At 38.6% G+C, this 20,466-nt stretch carries 18 protein-coding genes, 4 tRNA genes and 2 pseudogenes; 16 read left to right on the forward strand and 8 right to left on the reverse strand.

Annotated elements, in window-relative coordinates; genetic code table 11:
* Position 1 precedes the first annotated feature (1 nt).
* The 11 genes and pseudogenes from QAP06_RS02795 (at position 2) to QAP06_RS02845 (ending at position 11,604) form a co-directional block, all read left to right on the forward strand.
* Positions 2–2,337 (forward strand): annotated as a pseudogene (locus QAP06_RS02795) (dynamin family protein).
* Positions 2,334–3,947 (forward strand): annotated as a pseudogene (locus QAP06_RS02800) (dynamin family protein). The pseudogenes QAP06_RS02795 and QAP06_RS02800 overlap by 4 nt, the downstream one beginning before the upstream one ends.
* Before the next feature lie 235 nt (positions 3,948–4,182).
* Positions 4,183–5,121, forward strand: coding sequence for an NAD(P)H-dependent glycerol-3-phosphate dehydrogenase (locus tag QAP06_RS02805; RefSeq protein WP_000401704.1), 939 nt, complete (start codon positions 4,183–4,185; stop codon positions 5,119–5,121).
* Positions 5,122–5,134: 13 nt separating this feature from the next.
* Positions 5,135–6,031, forward strand: a complete 897-nt coding sequence (gene glyQ, locus QAP06_RS02810) for a glycine--tRNA ligase subunit alpha (RefSeq protein ID WP_286466435.1) — start codon at positions 5,135–5,137, stop codon at positions 6,029–6,031.
* A 1-nt stretch (position 6,032) separates the two neighbouring features.
* A complete protein-coding gene (locus QAP06_RS02815) occupies positions 6,033–6,764 on the forward strand; it encodes a GTP cyclohydrolase I (RefSeq protein WP_286466437.1) in 732 nt (243 codons plus the stop codon).
* A 9-nt stretch (positions 6,765–6,773) separates the two neighbouring features.
* Entirely contained in the window at positions 6,774–7,553 is a 780-nt protein-coding gene (locus QAP06_RS02820; protein ID WP_286466439.1) for a zinc ribbon domain-containing protein, read from the forward strand.
* Positions 7,554–8,735: a lipid IV(A) 3-deoxy-D-manno-octulosonic acid transferase gene (waaA, locus tag QAP06_RS02825; protein WP_286466441.1), complete on the forward strand. Its 1,182-nt coding sequence runs from the start codon at positions 7,554–7,556 to the stop codon at positions 8,733–8,735.
* 13 nt (positions 8,736–8,748) lie between these two features.
* Positions 8,749–9,477: an RluA family pseudouridine synthase gene (locus QAP06_RS02830; protein WP_286466443.1), complete on the forward strand. Its 729-nt coding sequence runs from the start codon at positions 8,749–8,751 to the stop codon at positions 9,475–9,477.
* Positions 9,478–9,486: 9 nt separating this feature from the next.
* On the forward strand, positions 9,487–10,341 hold the full coding sequence (lgt, locus tag QAP06_RS02835) for a prolipoprotein diacylglyceryl transferase (protein ID WP_286466452.1): 855 nt from the start codon (positions 9,487–9,489) through the stop codon (positions 10,339–10,341).
* A complete protein-coding gene (rdxA, locus tag QAP06_RS02840; protein ID WP_286466457.1) occupies positions 10,338–10,970 on the forward strand; it encodes an oxygen-insensitive NAD(P)H-dependent oxidoreductase RdxA in 633 nt (210 codons plus the stop codon). The genes lgt and rdxA overlap by 4 nt, the downstream gene beginning before the upstream one ends.
* A 67-nt stretch (positions 10,971–11,037) precedes the next feature.
* On the forward strand, positions 11,038–11,604 hold the full coding sequence (locus tag QAP06_RS02845; protein ID WP_286466466.1) for a hypothetical protein: 567 nt from the start codon (positions 11,038–11,040) through the stop codon (positions 11,602–11,604).
* Positions 11,605–11,606: 2 nt separating this feature from the next.
* On the opposite strand, the gene QAP06_RS02850 is transcribed toward QAP06_RS02845, so the two are convergent.
* Both QAP06_RS02850 and recO read right to left on the reverse strand, forming a co-directional pair.
* Positions 11,607–12,263, reverse strand: a complete 657-nt coding sequence (locus QAP06_RS02850) for a CinA family protein (protein WP_286466468.1) — start codon at positions 12,261–12,263, stop codon at positions 11,607–11,609.
* Positions 12,264–12,273: 10 nt separating this feature from the next.
* Positions 12,274–12,888, reverse strand: a complete 615-nt coding sequence (recO, locus tag QAP06_RS02855) for a recombination protein RecO (RefSeq protein ID WP_286466469.1) — start codon at positions 12,886–12,888, stop codon at positions 12,274–12,276.
* Positions 12,889–12,968: 80 nt separating this feature from the next.
* Between recO and accD the strand changes: the two genes are divergently transcribed.
* Genes accD through QAP06_RS02870 form a run of 3 tightly spaced genes read left to right on the forward strand, consistent with a single transcriptional unit; the run spans position 12,969 to position 15,327 of the window.
* Positions 12,969–13,838 (forward strand): acetyl-CoA carboxylase, carboxyltransferase subunit beta, encoded by an 870-nt coding sequence (accD, locus tag QAP06_RS02860; RefSeq protein ID WP_000505036.1) that lies wholly within the window; start codon positions 12,969–12,971, stop codon positions 13,836–13,838.
* Between the two features lie 13 nt (positions 13,839–13,851).
* Entirely contained in the window at positions 13,852–14,304 is a 453-nt protein-coding gene (gene rlmH / locus QAP06_RS02865) for a 23S rRNA (pseudouridine(1915)-N(3))-methyltransferase RlmH (RefSeq protein ID WP_100982811.1), read from the forward strand.
* A 9-nt stretch (positions 14,305–14,313) separates the two neighbouring features.
* Positions 14,314–15,327 (forward strand): LapA family protein, encoded by a 1,014-nt coding sequence (locus QAP06_RS02870; protein ID WP_286466484.1) that lies wholly within the window; start codon positions 14,314–14,316, stop codon positions 15,325–15,327.
* Between the two features lie 377 nt (positions 15,328–15,704).
* On the opposite strand, the gene QAP06_RS02875 is transcribed toward QAP06_RS02870, so the two are convergent.
* The 6 genes from QAP06_RS02875 to QAP06_RS02900 form a co-directional block, all read right to left on the reverse strand.
* Positions 15,705–16,067 (reverse strand): hypothetical protein, encoded by a 363-nt coding sequence (locus QAP06_RS02875; RefSeq protein WP_014662127.1) that lies wholly within the window; start codon positions 16,065–16,067, stop codon positions 15,705–15,707.
* Positions 16,068–16,381: 314 nt separating this feature from the next.
* Positions 16,382–17,872, reverse strand: coding sequence for a Na+/H+ antiporter NhaC family protein (locus QAP06_RS02880; protein ID WP_286466488.1), 1,491 nt, complete (start codon positions 17,870–17,872; stop codon positions 16,382–16,384).
* Between the two features lie 125 nt (positions 17,873–17,997).
* Positions 17,998–18,085 (reverse strand) — tRNA-Ser (locus QAP06_RS02885).
* Between the two features lie 47 nt (positions 18,086–18,132).
* A tRNA-Cys gene (locus tag QAP06_RS02890) sits at positions 18,133–18,207 on the reverse strand.
* Positions 18,208–18,280: 73 nt separating this feature from the next.
* Positions 18,281–18,367, reverse strand: a tRNA-Leu gene (locus QAP06_RS02895).
* A 42-nt stretch (positions 18,368–18,409) separates the two neighbouring features.
* A tRNA-Gly gene (locus QAP06_RS02900) sits at positions 18,410–18,484 on the reverse strand.
* A gap of 314 nt (positions 18,485–18,798) precedes the next feature.
* Between QAP06_RS02900 and QAP06_RS02905 the strand changes: the two genes are divergently transcribed.
* Positions 18,799–19,176 (forward strand): RidA family protein, encoded by a 378-nt coding sequence (locus QAP06_RS02905; protein ID WP_286466491.1) that lies wholly within the window; start codon positions 18,799–18,801, stop codon positions 19,174–19,176.
* A 21-nt stretch (positions 19,177–19,197) separates the two neighbouring features.
* Positions 19,198–20,430 carry an NAD(P)/FAD-dependent oxidoreductase gene (locus tag QAP06_RS02910; RefSeq protein ID WP_286466493.1) on the forward strand — a complete coding sequence of 411 codons (1,233 nt, stop codon included), beginning with the start codon at positions 19,198–19,200 and terminating at the stop codon, positions 20,428–20,430.
* The last annotated feature ends 36 nt before the right edge of the window (positions 20,431–20,466 follow it).

The raw sequence follows: 20,466 nt of genomic DNA on the forward strand, positions 1-20,466 counted from the left end.
AATGAACGCTCAAGAACTCATTCAAAAAAGCGCTTTAATTGAAAAAACGCTTCAAAAACAAGGCTTGCAAGAAAGAACGAGGCCTTTTATCAGCGAAAACGCTGTGATCAAAACAGAAGAGTTAGAGAAAACGCTAAAAGAGATGCAAGATACTGATAGGGATCTTTCGGTATCATCGGGCGCGTGAAAGCGGGTAAAAGCTTGCTCTTAAACGCTTTGATTTTTGAGGGTGTAGAGGTTTTACCTAAAGCGGCGACGCCCATGACCGCTAGCCTTACTGTTTTAAAATACGCTCAAAATCTGAGCGCTCTCAAGTGGAGTTTTATAGCCCAAAGGATATTGAAGAGCTTAAAAACGAACATGCAAGGTATGAAAGGGAATTTCAAAGAATGGTTGGTGAAAAAGTCAAAGAACAAAAACAGAGTTTGGCAAATAGGGCTAAAGAGGGATTTAAAGAGAGATTAAATAAGTTTGGCAAATTTCTTAGCATAAACAAAAGCGATAAAGAAGTGCCCAAAGAGAGGATTTTAAGCGATGAAGAAATATTAGAAAAGGCTAGAAAAACTGCTAAAAATACATTAAAAGAGGATACGAGACTCTTTTCATTATACGATCAATACGAAAAAATAAAAAAGAGCGGGCTAACCAACACTGAAAAATTGGATTCGTGCATTCAAGCCAATAGCTTAGAAGAGCTGAATCAAAAATTGCTTCAATTCGTGGGCGCAAACGGGAAGTATATGCCTTCCACTAAAGCGGTGGAAATTTCTTTGAATGACCCCAATCTCAAAAATCTAGAGATCATTGACACCCCGGGCGTGAACGATCCGATTGTCTCAAGAGAAGAGCACACCAAAGCATTGTTGAAAGATTGCCATGTGGTGTTTATCATAAGCCCTTCTGGTCAGTTTTTAACGGATAGCGATATGGGTTTGTTTGACAGGGTTTCTAACAAAGAAGGCCTTCAAGAAATTTATTTTGTAGCAAGCCAAGCAGACAGCGTTGTTTGCGGGATGAGTGTAGCAGCAAAATCGGACCGCCACCTCCCCACAGCCTTAGAAATGGCGCAAAAATCCCTTTCATATTCTTTAGATAAAACCATGGAAGGATTGATTAAAGCTTACCCTAACCAACGAGAGATTTTTGAAAAAGTGAAAAAAATGGCGTCATTTTGACTTCAGGGGTTTGCTACAACTTGTATAAAGATTTCAAAAACAAAGCTTCTTGGGAAAGCAAAAACGAAGACTACCAACTCGCATGGAATAATTTAACAGATTGTTACCCTGACGCTTTTAACAGCGCTGATGCATCTAAAGAAAGCTTGTTGCTCTTAAGTAATATGGGCACGATTAGAGAGCGTTTAGAAAAAGCCGCTCAAAAGAAAGAAGAAATCATTTCTCAAAGGTTGCAAGATTATGCACAAAGCCAAGCGAACAACCTCCATAATTTGATCACGCAGTTATAAAAGACCTAGAAGATGAAAAAAAGAGGATTAAAAACGCTGATATGGGCACGATTAAAAAGCAAATAGAGGCCTATGAAAAGCTCTCTGGTAACATTGAAATAGGGTTTAGGGAAGCGTATGAAGAATTTATCTTTCATTTCATCAAAAACATTAGAGATGGCTTGGAAGAAACCTTAACGAAAGCTATCCAAAAGGCTAAGGTGGGCGCTCAAAACGAAGAGAGAAAAGAGTATTACACTGAAAGAGTGAAGCAAAAAGGTCCTTTTGGAAGCTTTAAAAGAAATTTTTTGTGGTGGGCTGATGATGATGCGGGCTATGATGAAGTAGAGCGCACAAGAGCAGTCATTAAAGCCGGAGCGGTGGTGGATTATTTGAAAGAGATGCATGAAATCTGCAAAAAAGCTTTGAATGACAGCGTTGGATCTTTTAAAATCGTTTTTAAAAAAGAACTCTACGCTAAAGTCTTTCCTGTTTTGCGTCAAACAATCCGTGATGATGATTTGATTGATGAGGTGGCTTTCAAAAAAAGCGTGATGGCTGTTTTAGATTCCATTGAATTTAAAGAGTTTGATTATACTGATAAGATTCCTAGCGAGATGAGAGCACAGACGGGTGATTTAAAAGGCGATGAAGCCGATGCTTTTATACAAAGCGTGGAAATGCATGTGAGAAATTTTAAAGCTGAGACTAAAAAAGATGTGAAAGGCTATATCCAAGGTTTAAGAGAGGCTTTAGAAAGGCAAAACTTAGCCAGCGATACGCTTCAAAAACTTAAAGAAGACATGCAAAACTTAAAAAATCAAGTTCAAAACAAAGAGCAATCCATCGCTCAATTAGACGCAAAAATCAAGGCTTTAAAAGGGATTCAATGAGCGTTAATTTTTTTAAGGGCATTTTTAATGACAATAGCAGGGCTGAAAACCACCAAAACAACCATCAAGTGGACTTAAAAGAGCGTTACGATTTAATCGCTCGTATTTTAAACTCTAGAATCAAAAATGAAGGGCTAGAAAAATACCAAAGCGTCTTAGATAACGAATTTTTAGAGTTCGCTAGCGGCGTGGATTCGCTCAAAGAAAAGGAAATAGCGTTACTGACGCTCCAAGAAATTAAAAAAGAATTGCAATTAGTGGCGAGCTACCCTAGATTGTTCCATAAAAACATGGTTGCGGTGGGGGGAGGGTTTAGCGCGGGCAAATCCACTTTTTTAAACAACTTGTTGGGTTTGAAATTGAAACTCCCTGAAGATATTAATCCCACTACGGCCATCCCCACTTATTGCCTAAAGGGTAAAAGAGAAGTTTTAATGGGGTTTTCTCAAAATGGGGGCATGGTGGAATTACCAAATCTCACTTTTGACCATCAGTTTTTAGAATCCCTTGGCTTTAATCTCAAAGAGATCATGCCTTTCATGCTTTTGAGCGCTCCTAGCGTGCCTTTTGAATTTTTGTGCTTCATAGACACGCCTGGTTTTAACCCTGCCAATCAAGGCTATACGGGTGGGGACAAAGAAGCCTCTAAAGAATCCCTAAAACACGCCAAACACATTCTATGGCTCGTTAGTTGCGAGCGTGGGGGTATTGAAAGCGATGATTTAGATTTTTTGCAAGAATTATACGAAGAATACGGCAAGCAGGTTTTTATCGTATTGAGTAGGGCTGATAGGCGCACCAAAAGCCAATTAGAAGAAGTCGCTAAACAAATTAAAGAGACTTTAGAAGATAGGGGCATTGAGTTTTTGGGGATTGGCGCTTATAGCGCTACAAGGTATTCAGAAATTAAAGAGTTCAGCGAAAAAAGCCATATTTTTGACTCGCTTGAGAAATTTCTAATGAAGTTAAATCAAAGGAGCGAGAAACAAAACGAAATTTTAGAATCTTTATACGAGGTGCATGGGATGTATGAAAAGGCTATTAAGTAAGACGCTAGCCAATTCAAACGCTACCAAAGAGAATTGCGTTCTGTTAGATTGGATTTGATGCAAAAAGGCTTTGATGACTTCAGCGATAAAATTTTTAGAAGAATTGAGATTTTAGAAAAAGAATTTGCTGAGCAAGAGCGATCCAAAAGAGAGAGTTTAGTGCAATTGAACGAAGTGATTGACTTGTTTAAAGAAAGCATTGATAAGGTTTTTGATCGTGTGAGCGCTTTCACTTTTGAAAAATACAAAGAAGAAAACGACGACGAAGAGGACGATGAAGAAAACTACAGAGAGTTTGAAGAAATCAAAGAAATGGCGTTGTATTTTAGGGATCGTGCTTTGTTTTACTTGGATTGGTATGAATTGAGCAAAAAAGAAACCAAAAGATGCAGAAAAAGTGTGGATTATTATAATGAATTGCTCCAATTAGACTATTCTTTAAGAAATCTGTCAAGGCTTAAAGATTTTAAAGAAAGAAATGAGAAAACTTATCAAGACCACTTAAACGATGAAAAGCTTCAAAACAATTTGCGGGAGTGGAGGAGAACAAAACGGCGGTGATTTGGATCGGAGCGTGAAAGGGTTTTAGTTGTAGGGGGGAATGGTTTCAAAATACCCCCTATCCCCTTAAGAGAATGAGTTTAAAGTAAAGCAATTAAAATCCCATTTTTTAAAATTTAAAAAATTTTTTAAACTACCCTCTTTTTAATCAAAGACAGCGTTTTGAATGTAAGGGCTATTTTAAACTTATTATTGTAAAATGGTGAGTTTTACAATCAATGAGATTAGGAATTTAATGGAAATTGCAGTATTTGGTGGCGGGGCGTGGGGGAGGGCTTTAGCCTTTGCTTTTGGAGAAAAGAATGAAGTGAAAATCATTTCAAGGCGGGATTTAAACGAGCCGCTAAAAAAGCTCAATGACGCTTTAATCTCTAAAGGTTCTGCCCCCATAGAGCAAGTGGATTTACAAAGAGGCTTAAAAGCAGCGCTCTATGTGATCGCTATTAGCGTGCAGCACTTAAGAGAATGGTTTCAAAACGCTTCTTTACCCAAAAACGCTAAGGTTTTAATCGCTTCTAAAGGGATAGAGGTGTTAAACAGGGCGTTTGTGAGCGAGATTGCAAAGGATTTTATCGATCCTAATTCTTTGTGTTTTTTAGCGGGCCCAAGTTTTGCGGCTGAAATCATTCAAGGCCTGCCTTGTGCGTTAGTCATTCATTCTAATAATCAGGCTTTAGCGCTAGAATTTGCCAATAAAACCCCCTCTTTTATCAGAGCCTACGCCCAACAAGACATCATAGGGGGTGAAATCGCTGGCGCGTATAAAAATGTGATAGCCATTGCTGGGGGGGTTTGTGATGGTTTGAAATTAGGCAATAGCGCTAAAGCGAGTTTATTATCTAGAGGTTTGGTGGAAATGCAGCGCTTTGGGGCGTTCTTTGGGGGCAAGACGGAGACTTTTTTAGGGCTTTCTGGGGCTGGGGATTTGTTTTTAACCGCTAATTCTATTTTATCTAGGAATTATCGTGTGGGTTTGGGGCTAGCCCAAAACAAGCCTTTAGAGATGGTTTTAGAAGAATTAGGCGAAGTGGCTGAAGGGGTGAAAACGACCAACGCCATTGTGGAAATCGCTAGAAAATACGGCATTTATACGCCCATTGCGAGCGAATTAGCCTTGCTTTTAAAGGGCAAGAGTGTGCTAGAGAGCATGAACGATTTGATCAGACGCGCTTAAAAGGAAAGAGAGCATGCAAGATTTTTCAAGTTTATTATTAAAATTACAAGAGTATTGGAAGAATCAAGGCTGTTTGGTGATCCAGCCTTATGATATTCCTGCAGGAGCGGGGACATTCCACCCGGCCACGCTTTTAAGGAGTTTGGATAAAAAGCCGTGGAATGTGGCGTATGTCGCGCCCTCTAGAAGGCCTACTGATGGGCGCTATGGGGAAAACCCTAACCGCTTGGGGAGTTATTACCAATTCCAAGTGGTCATCAAGCCAAGCCCTTCTAATATCCAAGAACTCTATTTAAAAAGCTTAGAAGTGTTAGGGATAAACCTTAATGAGCATGATATACGATTTATAGAAGACAATTGGGAGAGTCCGACTTTGGGGGCATGGGGGCTTGGCTGGGAAGTGTGGCTTGATGGCATGGAGGTTACGCAATTCACTTATTTCCAGCAAGTGGGGGGCATTGCTTGTAGTCCTATCCCGGTGGAGATCACTTACGGCTTAGAAAGATTAGCGATGTATGTCCAAAAAGTGGAAAATATCCTAGAGATTGAATGGGCTAAAAACAATCATGACAGCGTGCGTTACGCGCAAGTGCATTTAGAAAGCGAATACGAATTCAGCAAGTATCATTTTGAAGCAGCGAGCGTAAAAAGGCTGTTAGAAATGTTTAAAAACGCTCAAGCCGAAGCCTTGCATTGCTTGGAAAACAAGCTCCCGCTGCCGGCCTATGATTTTGTGATGCTATGCTCGCATTTTTTCAATATTTTAGACGCCAGAAAAGCGATTTCGGTGGCTGAAAGGCAAAATTATATTTTACAAATCAGGGATTTAGCGAAAGGGTGCGCCATTCTTTATAAAGAGCAAGAAGAAGAGAGAGAAGAGCGTTTAAAAAACGCTTTAACAAAGGCTTAAAATGGCGTTAGTTAAGGAAGTGTTGAAAGTTTTAGAGTGCCTTTCGCCTTTTGAACTTCAAGAATTGTGGGATAATAGCGGGTTGAATGTGGGGAGTGAAAATCATGAGTTTAGCGAGATTATCGCATGCTTAGAAATCACGCTTAAAATCGCTCTAAACGCTCCCAAAAACGCCCTAATCATCACGCACCACCCTTTAATTTTCAAGCCCTTAAAAACGCTTAATGATGAGGCTTATCCGGGTAATATTTTAAAAATCTTAATCCAAAAAAACATTTCAGTCATTAGCATGCACACGAATTTTGACAAGACGCATTTAAACAAGCATTTCGCTAGCACGCTTTTAGGGTTTGAAAACTTGATAGAAAAAGGACTTATGTTAGTGAAAGAAAACGCTAATATAGAATTTGATGCGTTGGTAAAAAAAATCAAATCTTCTTTAGGGGTGGGATCCTTAGCGTGTGTCAAAAGTTCTCCAATCATTAAAGATTTAGCGTTTGTGTGCGGATCGGGAGCGTCCATGTTCTCTTCTTTAAAAGCGCAAAGCTGTCTGGTTACAGGCGATGTGAAATACCATGACGCTATGATCGCTCAATCTTTAAATATCAGCCTGATTGACGCCACGCATTATTATAGCGAAAGGGGTTTTGCGCTGATTGTGGCTGAAATTTTGCATTCTTTCAATTATTTGGTTACAATAGAGAATTTTAAAAACCCCTTGCAAATCATTTAAAGGAAAGCGATGAACACCCACCTCAAACGATTGATTGAAATTTCGCATTTGGATAAAGAAATTGACTCCTTAGAGCCATTGATCAGAGAAAAACGGAAAGACTTGGATAAAGCCTTGAGTGATAAAGAAGCTAAAAATAAAGCGATTTTGAATTTAGAAGAAGAAAAATTAGCCCTAAAATTACAGGTTTCTAAAAACGAGCAAACCCTACAAGACGCGAACGCTAAAATCGCCAGTATCCAAAAGAAAATGAGCGAGATCAAATCCGAAAGGGAATTGCGCTCTTTAAACATTGAAGAAGATATTGCTAAAGAGCGATCCAACCAAGCCAACAGAGAAATTGAAAACCTGCAAAATGAAATCAAGCACAAAAGCGAAAAACAAGAGGATTTGAAAAAAGAAATGCTAGAGCTTGAAAAATTGGCGTTGGAATTGGAAAATTTAGTGGAAAACGAAGTCAAAAACATTAAAGAAACCCAACAAATCATCTTTAAAAAGAAAGAAGATCTCGTGGAAAAAACCGAGCCTAAAATCTATAGCTTTTATGAAAGGATTAGAAGATGGGCGAAAAACACGAGCATTGTAACGATCAAAAAACAGGCTTGTGGGGGTTGTTTTATTAGATTGAACGATAAGATTTATACTGAAGTGCTAACGAGTGGGGATATGATCACTTGCCCGTATTGTGGGCGTATTTTATACGCTGAGGGCGCATATGAAAACAACGCTCAACCTCCAAAAGAAAGCCAAGAAGAAAGCCAACAAAAAGAAAGCCAAGAATCCGTTTGATTGTTTAAGTTTTTCTACCTTTTATTGTTAACTTTTGGGCATCTTCTTGGTGCGCCTTTTATCTTTTTTTGGAGTTTTAAAGAAAAATACCGCCATTCTTTGAAAGCTCGTTTTTTTCTCAAAGACAATTTTTTAAAAAGCGAGCCGGTTTTTTGGTTTCATGCATGCTCTTATGGGGAGGTCAAATCCTTAGAGCCAATCATTCAAGCTTTAAAAGAGCCGATTTTAATTAGCGTTACCACTAATACCGGTTTTGAATTAGCCGCTCAAACTTACCAGAATTTGGAGCATATAGAAGTGCGTTACTTGCCTTTTGAAACCCTATTATTTGCATGGAAAAAAAACTTAAAACGCTTAAAAACTTTGGTGGTTACAGAAGCGGAATTGTGGTTTAATGTGTTTGATACGGCTCAAAAATTAGGGGCAAAAACCATGCTCATTAACGCTAGAATCAGCGTTCGTTCTTACCCTAAATACCAGCGTTTTTCTTTTTTTTATGCGCTTTTATTCAAACGCATTGATTTGGTTTTAGCGCAAAGCAAGGACGATAAAAAGCGCTTGTTGAATCTAGGGGCAAAAAAAGTGGTGGATTTTTTGAATATCAAGCGTTTTTCAAAGCCTGTAACCGCTTCGTTTTACCCTAAAAACCCAAGCGCTTTAAACATTGTTTTAGCCAGCACGCATGAGGGCGAAGAGGAATTAGGGTTAAAAGCGTTTTTGGAGTTCAAAAAGACGCATAAGAATGCAAGGCTAATTGTCGTGCCGCGCCACCCTGAGCGTTTTAAAAGCGTGCAAAATTTATTGCAAGACGCTTTAAAAACGACTCGTTTTAGTTGGGAGTGTTTTTCTTCAAAAGGTTTTGTGGAATGCGATGTTTTGTTAGTGGATCGCTTGGGGGAATTGAATAACTTCTACAAAATCGCAGATATTGTCATTTTAGGGGGTTCGTTTGTCAAAATGGGGGGGCATAACCCTTTAGAGCCGGCGTTTTTTAATGCGCGCTTGATCACAGGGGAGTATATTTTCAACCAAGTAGCGTTGTTTGAATTAATCAAGCCTTATAAAATCGTTCAAAAAGAGGATCTGTTAGACGCTCTTTTGGATTACAAAAATTTAGGTGTGGCGCATTTTTTAGAAAACGGGCATGATTTAAACGAATTGCTCGCATTCATTAAACATTAAAAAGGATATAAACATGGAAAAAGCTTATAAAATATTGAGCGTTCAAGAAAACATTTCGCATAAAAAAGCCAAAGCTTTGATTGATTTGGGGTTAGTGAGTGTAGGGGGGAAGAAATTGATGGTCGCCAGAAAAGAATTGCCCAAAAACACGCATTTTAGCGTCCAAAAGGTTGAAAAACCCAGCGTGATTTTTGAAGATGAAAACATTCTAGCCCTTTTTAAACCCCCCTTTATAGAGAGCTATGATTTAGCCTCTTTTTTCAAAGGTTGGGTTTTGTTGCACCGCTTGGATAAAGAAACAAGCGGAGTGGTTTTATTGGTGAAAGAAAATTCAGAATTCCACTTAAAAGCTAAAAAGGCTTTTAAAAATAGGGCGGTTAAAAAGGAGTATTTAGCGCTCGCTCAAGGCATTATAGAAGAAGAGCGAGAAATCAACGCTCCCATTCTCACGATTAAGACCACTAAAGCTTTCAGTAAAATCTCTAAAAAAGGGCAAGAAGCGGTTACGATCATCACGCCTTTAAAAATCATCAACAAAAAAACCCTTTTAAAAGTGGGAATCAAAACCGGAAGAACCCACCAAATCAGAGTCCATTTAAAGCACATCAACCACCCCATTATAGGCGATACGCTTTATAATAATGAGCTAGGTTCAGCCAAACGCTTGATGCTCCATGCGCATAAAATCGCATTGCTAGGGTATGAATTTGAAGCGATCCCCCCTAAAGAATTTGAAATTTAAGGATTGGGCATGAACGCTTGGAATACGATTTATGATCAATTTAACCCTATCGCTTTTAGTCTTGGCGGTATTGAAGTGCATTGGTATGGTTTGGCGTATGCGTGCGCGATTGTTATTGCTTTTTATATGGCGTTAAGAATGATCCAAAAAGACCCTAAGCGCTTCCCCATTGAAAGGAAGGAATTTGAGAGTTATTTTCTATGGGCGGAGCTTGGCATTGTGCTAGGGGCAAGGGTAGGATACATTCTTATTTATGAGCCTAATTCCAGCTATTATTTGACGCATTTTTGGCAAATCTTTAACCCTTTTGATAGCAATGGGGATTTTGTAGGCATTCGTGGGATGAGCTATCATGGGGGGTTGGTGGGGTTTTTGATCGCTTCGTATCTTTATAGCCGTAAGGATTTGAAAAAGCTTTTGATTTATTTGGATTTGATTGCGATTAGCCTGCCTTTAGGGTATGTTTTTGGGAGGATTGGGAATTTTTTAAATCAGGAGCTTGTGGGGAGGGTTGTCCCCAAAGACAGCCATTTAGGGCAAATCATAGGCATTATGGTGGATAATGAATTGCGTTATCCCAGCCAATTGATTGAAGCGTTTTTAGAGGGGGTTATCGTGTTTTTAATGGTGATGTGGGCTAAAAAACACACCAAAACGCATGGGTTGCTTATTGTGGTTTATGGCTTGGGGTATTCCTTGATGCGCTTTATTGCGGAATTTTACAGAGAGCCAGATAGCCAATTAGGGGTTTATTTTTTAAATTTGAGCATGGGGCAGATTTTAAGCTTGCTTATGGTAATTGTTTCGTTAGGGATTTTATTGTATGCTACAAAAAATTCTAAAAAAATAAAGGAAAATCAATGAAATTTTTGGATCAAGAAAAAAGAAGACAATTACTAAACGAGCGCCATTCTTGCAAGATGTTTGATAGCCATTATGAGTTTTCTAGCACAGAATTAGAAGAAATCGCTGAAATCGCCAGACTATCGCCAAGCTCTTACAACACGCAGCCATGGCGTTTTGTGATGGTTACGAATAAGGATTTAAAAAAACAAATTGCAGCGCACAGCTATTTTAATGAAGAAATGATTAAAAGCGCTTCAGCGTTAATGGTAGTATGCCCTTTAAGACCCAGCGAGTTGTTGCCACACAGCCACTACATGCAAAATCTCTATCCGGAGTCTTATAAGGTTAGAGTGATTCCGTCTTTTGCTCAAATGCTTGGCGTGAGATTCAACCACAGCATGCAAAAATTAGAAAGCTATATTTTAGAGCAATGCTATATCGCTGTGGGGCAAATTTGCATGGGCGTGAGTTTAATGGGATTGGATAGTTGCATTATTGGAGGCTTTGATCCTTTAAAAGTGGGCGAGATTTTAGAAGAGCGTATCAATAAGCCTAAAATCGCATGCTTGATCGCTTTGGGTAAGAGGGTGGCAGAAGCGAGCCAAAAATCAAGAAAATCAAAGATTGCTGCAATTACTTGGTTGTGATTAAACGAAATTAAAAACTTTTTAACTATAATCAAACCTAAATAATTAAGGTTTAAGAGGTGGTATTTTGTTTAAAAGAATGGTTTTAATCGCTCTTTTAGGGGTGTTTTCAAGCGTTTCATTAAGCGGTAAGAGTCTTTTAAGAGATGATGGGATTTTAGTCTCTGATTTAAAGGGCATGAAATCAGAATTATCTGATGCTCCTGCTTGGGTTTTTGAAGACCCTAAAGTCCCTTATGAAGAGATGGGCGTGGCGTATATCCCTGTTAATAATAAATATTTAGGGATTGAACAAGCGACTTTGAACGCTAAATTGAGCTTGATCGTGGTTTTTCATGAAATCATGATAAAGTATAAAAAACGCTTCATGGAGCAATTCCATGAGTCCGAGCAAACGACTACGAATATCAGCTACGCTATCTATAATTACCTAGCGACTAAGATCCAGGTATCCGACACCTATACGAATTTAAAATCGGAGGTGGCTGTGGTGAAAATCAAGCTAGTGGGTTGCCAGATTGAGCAAATCAAAAGGTATTTAAAAGCGAGCGTTGAAAACCTTAACGATAATGAAATCGCTTACATCGCTAAGGTCGCTCAAAAAGAATTTGGTAGCGTTTGCGCGTTAAGGTAGTTTTATAGCATTCTAGCGAGCATGTTTAGGGCATGCTCTACGCTTTTATTTTGAATGCTTTCTCTGCTCCCTTCAAAAAAACAGCGATCAATTAAAGCTTGAGATCCTAACTTTTGCACACCAATATAAATCGTGCCTACAGGATTAGCCTTGTTCCCCCCATTAGGGCCAGCCACCCCACTGATCGCAAGCGCTAAATTGACTTTAAAATTGAAAAACACGCCTGATAGCATTTCTTTCACGCATTCTTCGCTATAAACCCCAAAGACTTTTAAAGTCGTGGCATTAACTTTCAATAATTCGCGCTTCACCTCTTCATTGTAACACACAACACCCCCCATAAAAACCGCTGAAGCCCCGCTAATGGAAGTGAATGCATGCGATAATAACCCCCCAGAGCAGCTTTCAGCCACCGCAATTTTTAAATCTAAAGATTTCAAGTGCTCTATTAAAGCGTTTGCACTTTTTTTGCGATCGTCTAATTCCACAATATTGGAGTTAAAAAGCGTTTTAAGATAGATTCTCGCTTGTTGGATATTCTCGCCTTTTAATTCAATGCAATCTTCTTTGACTTGAGCGAGAATGTCCAATCGTTCCAATTCTTTTTCAATCAAAATAAAACCGCTCTCATTATCCATATTCAAAAATTTAAATTTCATTTTTAACCTTTCAAAACCCTAAATTCAGCGTGCGCCATAATTCTTCCACTTCTTCTATTTCTAAACCAATCGTGCTTTGAGTGCGAAAAAAAGCTTGGATTTTTTCTAAATCCAGGCTTTTAGTTTTCAAACAAGAGGGGTGCGCTAGAATAAACCCTTGCGCTAAAGCGACGGAACGCTCTAATTTTGCATCGCATAAAAAACAAGAATTGTAACTTTGCAAGCGCCCTTCAAAATTCAAAAGCGTTGCATACATTTCTAAAACCACTCTCAAGGGGTGCTGTTTGGAGAGTTTGTTAGCCCCATCATCTAAAGTGTCAAAATAGATGCTATCCAAAAAATGCACGCCCTCTAAATGCCTAAACAAGAGAGCGCAAAAGCGTTGCCAAAAAAACAAGCGCTCCATTTCTCTTTCCCAAATATAGCCTAAATGCAAAATATTCCTTAACTTGGGTAAAAATTTATCATCGTTTTCTTCTTCAAAATCAATTTTACGCCCCACATTCAGCACGCTATGGCGTTTGCCGTAGAAACGATAGAGGGTTTTGAGCTGGTTTTTGGTTAAAACGCGCACGATCAAATCTTCATCTCTTATGCTTTGTGTTTGTAAAAGAAACCCTTGCATCACTACTCTTAAGCTAATTTTGTTTATTATAAGCAAAACTTGGATACAATCCTAATAAAACTGCAAAATTAAGGAAAAACATGGGATTTGCAGATTTCTTTAAAAATTTTAAGATCAATAAATTGCGGACAGCGCCAAGTAAGGAAGAACAGCCAAGCCATTGGGTGAAATGCCCTAAATGTTATGCGTTAATGTATCATAAAGAAGTGTTTGGCAAATACAGCGTGTGTTTGAAATGCCATTACCATTTCCGCATGAAGGCGGCTGAAAGGATTGAATTTCTATGCGATGTGGGGAGTTTTGAAGAGTTTGACAAGCACTTACGGCCTAATGACCCTTTAAATTTCGTGGATAAAGAGAGCTATAAACAACGCATTAAAAAATACGAAAAAAGGACTAACCGCCCAAGCTCAGTGATCAGCGGTGAGGCTAAAATTAATCGCATGCCTTTGCAGATCGTGGTGTTTGATTTTAGCTTTATGGGGGGGAGTTTAGGCTCTGTGGAAGGCGAAAAGATTGTAAGAGCGATCAATCGCGCGGTCGCTAAAAGAGAAGCGTTATTGATTGTTTCAGCGAGTGGGGGGGCTAGGATGCAAGAATCCACTTATTCGCTCATGCAAATGGCTAAAACGAGTGCGGCTTTGAATCGATTGAGTGAGGCCAAACTCCCTTTCATTTCGCTCTTAAGCGATCCCACTTATGGGGGCGTTAGCGCGTCTTTTGCTTTTTTAGGGGATCTCATTATCGCAGAGCCTGGGGCGATGATAGGTTTTGCAGGGCCTAGGGTGATTAAGCAAACTATAGGGGCGGATTTGCCTGAGGGCTTCCAAACAGCGGAATTTTTATTAGAGCATGGCTTGATTGATATGATTGTGCATAGGAAGGATTTGAAAAAAACTTTGAGCGATTTGATCGCTATGATGATGCATAAGACTTCAAAGATTTTTTAAAGTTTTAACATTGATGCGTTGCGTGGTGTATTCTATCGCTAAAAGTTCGCCTTTAGAGTTAGTGAAAATCTATCAAAAGCAATGCAGGCAATTTGATTGCGAGCTGGAATTAGTGGATTTATTCCCTAAAAATACCGCCAACGCTCAAAAAATCTCTAGAGAACTCGCTCAAAAAAGCTACTCTCTAGCCTTTGAGCCGTATTTAAACCCTAAGGCAAAAAACATTGCTTTACACCCTAAAGCTCAAAGGGGCGATAGTTTTGCGTTTAGTAAAATGTTAGAAAATCATCTTAATATTAATTTTTTTATCGCTGGAGCGTATGGGTTTGAAGAAAATTTTTTAAAGGATTGTCAAGCTTGGAGTTTGAGCGAGATGACTTTTAGCCATGAAGTGGCTAAAATTGTTTTATGCGAGCAAATCTATAGGGCTTTAAGCATTATTTTTAAGCATCCATACCATAAATAGGAGGTGCGCATGCGTTTTTACATTATCTTTACATTTTTGTTCATTGTGGGTTTTGGCGTGTTTGTTTATAGCATCGATCCGCAAGCTTATGGCTTCAATTTAGGGAGCTACAGCTTTAATTTTCCCATTGCCGTATGGCTTATGGGTGTTTTGGGCATGTTCGCTTTTTTTTCATGGGTTTTTTTATTCAAGCACAATCTCAGCCATAAAATCCGCTTATACCATGAAAAAAGGGATTTTGACAAATTGCTCAAACAAATCCTATCTCAAGACACTCAAAAGACTTTTTTAAAAACGAAATTTAAAAGCGATCTCGCTAAAAACCTTTCTCAAATCTTGGCCCGCTATGATTTAAAGGCTGATTTAAACACGCCAAATAGCGGGTGCGAAAAAGTGGATAACCTTTTTAAGCATTACCACAATATAGAAAATAACACTCTTGAACCTAAAGATCACGATAAGCACTCTTTAGCTTATGATCATGCTTATTTTTCTAAACGCTTGAAAGCTTTTATCCATAATGACTTAAAAAACGCCTTTGAAGTTTTAACAAACGTGCAAATCCCTTTGGAATTACGCCGCTACGCTTTTACAGAAATCGCCCAAAAAGGCAGCAAAAAAGAGGTTTTAAAGGCTTTGAATGCGATGCAAGATAACTTGGATAAAGAGTGCGTGAAGTCTTTTTTAAAAGCCTTTTTTGAAAAATCTTTAAACACAGACACTTTAAAGATTTCAGAGCTTTGCAAAAGGGTGGGTTATGACAAGAACGATTATTTAAAGCTCGCGCAAAAAGCACAAAAATTTCTTGTCCCCGATCAATGGTTCCGATTTTTTGAGATTTTAAGCCAAGAAGACGATAAGGCGCAAAAAGCCTTTTTATTCGTGTTGTTGGAATTAGAAATGAACGATCTCGCTAAGGAGCATCTAGCGGTTTTATCCTTTGAAGAATACATGCTTTTAAACGCTTACATGGATTTGAAACAAGAGCATAAAAAAGCTTATAAATTAGAAGCGTTTTTGTAGGGGGTTTGTTTTGCTTCATATTTTTAGGGCAGATAGAAATAGATGATTACAAAAAATTCAAGAAATGGGCTGATGGAGTCGCTCTTAGCACTAAATGATAAGAAGAAAGACACCAATCCTTTAAACCTTGATGGAACTGATCCTAAAAGAAACAACTAAAGCCAAAATACGCTATAACCCACCATAAAAAGTTTTAGTAACCCGTATTTGATAAAAACAAAAGCCTTTTTATTTTCTTCTATGAATTTTTATCCATATCTTGAAAACACTCCACTCAATCAATACGAAGAGTCCTAAGAAGATTTAAAAAAGGCTAAAAAATAAATTTGTGTTTTTAAAAGATAATAAGGGTATTAAAGAATACCCCAAACAACGCTTTAAAAACGCACCACCATAGTGGCCATGTATGAGCCTGATTTGAAGTTGCTAGGAGCACCTTCAGGCAATTTGATATGGAAATACTTTTGACAACCATTGATCGCTTTTTCATAATTTTTAGTGAAAGAATGATGGTGGCGGTTTTCCAAAGGCCCTTTCATGTGTTTGCTCATTAAAGCAGAATGCTTCAATTTGACAAACAGAAGCAAGTTTTCACCGAACAACGACTTCATCGTGAAAGCGAACGCTCGTTTGTAAAATGTCCGTTTGTCAATATCAATCCCAATAATCCCACTTCCAGCCGAATAGACTAAAGGTTTTGAATACAATCTCAGATCATCGCCACTCAAAACGCTCAACAAAATCCCTAAACTTATTAGTGTCCTAACCCCATTTTCTTTCCTTAAGATATAACATTATCCGTTTCACAGATAAGGAAATTTAACTTAAAACACCTTAACGATTGATTAAAAAATTAAAAAAAAAATGTATTTTTTTAAAAAGCGTTACTCTTTAGAGATTTGTGGAGATTTTTATAATTGATGGTTATTTTTGAATAACTTTTTTTAATTGATTGGTAATAAAATAAGACTCTTTTTTAATCCAGTAGGGATCGCTAAAACCTTATTTTAATTTTAAAAAATGGGATTTTTAAATTTTTAGGTCAATGCCCAATTTAAGTTTTTAGATTTTCACCATAAAACCTTTTTAAAAGATAAAACACCCCCACAAGCAAAGCCACACCGATTAAAAGAGCGAGCGAGCGCGAATGCATAAAACTTGCCACCCCCAAACTCACCGCACTGCAAAGCATCGCAATGGTCGCATAAGGAAGTTGTGTGATGAAATGGCTTTGCACCGAACACCCTGCCCCCGTAGCCGATAGTATAGTCGTGTCAGAAATGGGGCTTGTGTGATCGCCATAAACCGCGCCTGAGAGGATCGCTGAAACAATCAAAATAATATCGCTTTCATTGGCCATGCCCGCTCCAATGGGCAGCATGATCGCAAACGCTCCCCAGCTTGTGCCGGTAGAAAAAGCGATAAACCCAGAAATTAAAAAAAAGATTAAAGGCATATACGCATCTCCCCCACTATTTAAAAATCCCTTGCTGATGTGGGCCAAGTAAAGCCCCGTTTGAGCGTCATCTCTGATCACAGGCCCAATAGCCCAAGCGAGCGTTAAGACTAGTATCGCTGGTCCCACACTCTTAAAGCCTTCAACAATAAGTTTAAAAAAACTCCCTTTTTCTAAAAACCTATAAACTAAAAGATAGGTGATAATGAGTGAAAACAGCCCTCCATAAAAGAGCGAAAAACTCGCATCAGTGTTTTTTAAGACCACTCCAGTATAAAAAATCAATGATGAAATGGACACGATCAATAATAAAATAGAAAGGGGTAACAGGCTTAAGGGGGCTAGTTTTGAAGAGCTTTCTTCTTGTTCGCTATAAAAATCCTTCACGCCTATGTTTTGATACTTCCTCATGCTAGGGAGGTTGATTTGCCATAAAATGGTGAGAAAGACCGCAATGAGCGCAAAAATCGCATAATAATTACTGCTTAAGCTTTGCACAAGCACCGAAAAACTATCTTTTAATAAGGGCGAGCTGTCGTTATTCATGATCCCCATAATATACGCCCCCCAGCTAGAAATGGGGACTAATAAGCACACCGGCGCTGAAGTGGAGTCTATAATATAAGCCAAGCGCTCTCGTGTGGAGTTATGGGCGTCGTTTAAAGACTTTGAGATTTGCCCCACGGTTAGAGCGTTAAAATAATCATCTACAAAAATAATAATGCCTGAAAAAAAAGCGATAAATTCGGGGGTTTTAGCGTTTTTAGAGTATTTTTTGGCTTTTTTAACAAAGTTTTGCACGCTACCGGATTTTAAAATCACTTGGCTTAAGATGCCTAAAAAGATTAAAAACCCAAAAACATAAAGGTTGGAAAGATTGAAATGAAGCCCTTTTTCTGGCTCGTAAGTGTAAAAAACGGAAGTGATTTTATGATAAATATATTCTACGAGTTGGGAAAGGTGTAACGAATGCATTAAAACAGCGCTCACTAAAATGCCCACAAATAACGAGAGTGCGACTCTTTTAGTAAAAACCACCATTAAAATAACGCTAAGAGGAACAATGAGGCTTGATGCTGACAATCCCACCGAATAAAATCCTTTAAACTAATCTTTAAATTTCAATTAAAAGAGACAATCAATATTCACAAAATTCTTTGTTAAAAGAAGAGATGAATTTGCCAAAACAAATCGCTTAAAAGATTTTAATCAAGTGGCCGGGAGAGAGGGATTCGAACCCCCGGAGGTATGACCCTCAACGGTTTTCAAGACCGCCGCTTTCAACCACTCAGCCATCTCCCGCTATTTTCATAAAAGTCCCTTACAAAAGTCCCTAAATGACTACAATATGGAGGCGACACCCGGATTCGAACCGGGGAATCAAGGTTTTGCAGACCCATGCCTTACCACTTGGCTATGTCGCCTTAAATTTAACAATAGCACATCTATTGAGATAACAAAATCAAACCATGTTTAATTTGGTTTAATTTGCAACGATGGTGCCCAAAGCCGGACTTGAACCGGCACGGTATTGCTACCGAGGGATTTTAAGTCCCTTGTGTCTACCACTTCCACCACCTGGGCAAACTAAATAGAAAACCATGCTCTAGAAGTTAAATCAAAATATGGAGCGGGAAACGGGGATCGAACCCGCGGCCCCGACCTTGGCAAGGTCGTGCTCTACCACTGAGCTATTCCCGCACTCTTTATTCAAAAGACGATTGTTATTGTATCTAAACTCAATAATAAAAGTCAAGGGCTTATGAAAAATTTCAAAACTGATTTTAAAACCAATCAAAACAGCCAAAACCCCTTTTATTTAAAAAATGAACAATAATGTTTTGAGTTTCCATTCAAACAAAACCCGTTTAAGAATTTCTAAATATGGGTAAAAAATATACAATACCTTATAATAAGATGAAAATTCATGGCGTTTTGCGCTCATTTTTTATTTCTTTATTAATTTGATTGCATAATAATAGCTGACATAACACATCATCATAGGAGTTTCAATCATGAAAGAAGTTATCCATTCAACGCTAGCCCCAAAAGCGATAGGCCCTTATTCTCAAGCTATCGCTACTAACGATCTTGTTTTTGTCTCTGGGCAATTAGGCATTGATGCAACTACCGGCGAATTTAAAGGTGCGGACATTCATTCTCAAACCACGCAATCCATGGAAAATATCAAAGCGATTTTAAAAGAAGCAGGGTTAGGGATGGATAGCGTGGTTAAAACGACTATTTTATTGAAAAGTTTAGACGATTTTGCGGTGGTGAATGGAATCTATGGGAGTTATTTTACAGAGCCTTATCCGGCTAGAGCGACCTTTCAAGTGGTCAAACTGCCTAAAGACGCTTTAGTAGAAATTGAAGCGATAGCCATTAAGTAATCTATTAAAGGGATTATTAGCATGAAAAAAGAAGTCGTGGTAATAGGTGGTGGGATTGTAGGGCTTTCTTGTGCGTATTCTATGCATAAATTCGGGCATAAGGTTTGCGTGATTGAAAAAAGCGATGGCGCAAACGGCACTTCTTTTGGGAATGCTGGGCTTATTTCTGCGTTTAAAAAAGCCCCACTCTCATGCCCTGGTGTGGTGTTAGACACCCTAAAACTCATGCTCAAAAACCAAGCCCCTTTAAAATTCCATTTTGGGCTTAATTTAAAGCTCTATCAATGGATTTTAAAATTCATGAAAAGCGCGAACGCCAAATCCACGCACCGCACCATGGCGTTGTTTGAACGCTACGGGTGGCTGAGTATTGATATATACCATCAAATGCTAAAAGACGGCATGGATTTTTGGTATAAGGAAGACGGGCTTTTAATGATCTACACTTTAGAAGAAAATTTTGAAAAAAAGATTAGAACTTGCGATAACAGTGGCGCTTATAAGATTTTGAATGTGAAAGAAACCAAAGAATACATGCCTATTGTTAATGACAATATCTGCGGGAGCGTGCTTTTAACCGAAAACGCACATGTGGATCCGGGCGAAGTGATGTGCTCTTTGCAAGAATATTTACAAAATGCGGGCGTGGAATTTCTTTATAATGAAGAAGTGATCGATTTTGAGTTTAAAAATAACCTCATTAATGGCGTTATCACGCATAAGGAAAAAATCCAAGCAGAAAAAATCATTCTAGCCACCGGGGCTAACCCCGCTCTCATTAAAAAAACCAAGAACGATTTTTTAATGATGGGGGCTAAAGGTTATAGCATCACCTTTAAAATGCCTGAAGAATTAAAGCCCAAAACCTCTTCTTTATTTGCGGATATTTTCATGGCAATGACCCCACGAAGAGACACCGTTAGGATCACTTCTAAATTAGAATTAAACACCAATAACGCCCTCATTGATAAAGAGCAAATCGCTAACATGAAAAAGAATTTAGCCGCTTTCACGCAGCCTTTTGAAATGAAAGACGCCATAGAGTGGTGCGGTTTTAGACCCTTAACCCCTAATGATATTCCTTATTTAGGGTTTGACAAACGCTATAAAAACTTAATCCATGCGACAGGATTGGGGTGGCTTGGTATCACTTTTGGCCCAGCCATTGGTAAAATCATCGCCGATTTAAGCCAAGACGGAGCGAATGAAAAAAATGCCGATATTATGCTTTTTTCTGCATTTTTTAGGGATTAAGGGATTTCTTTTTAAACCCTAGTTTATTAAGGAGTT

The organism is Helicobacter pylori, assembly GCF_030323545.1.
Lineage (GTDB): Bacteria > Campylobacterota > Campylobacteria > Campylobacterales > Helicobacteraceae > Helicobacter > Helicobacter pylori_CO.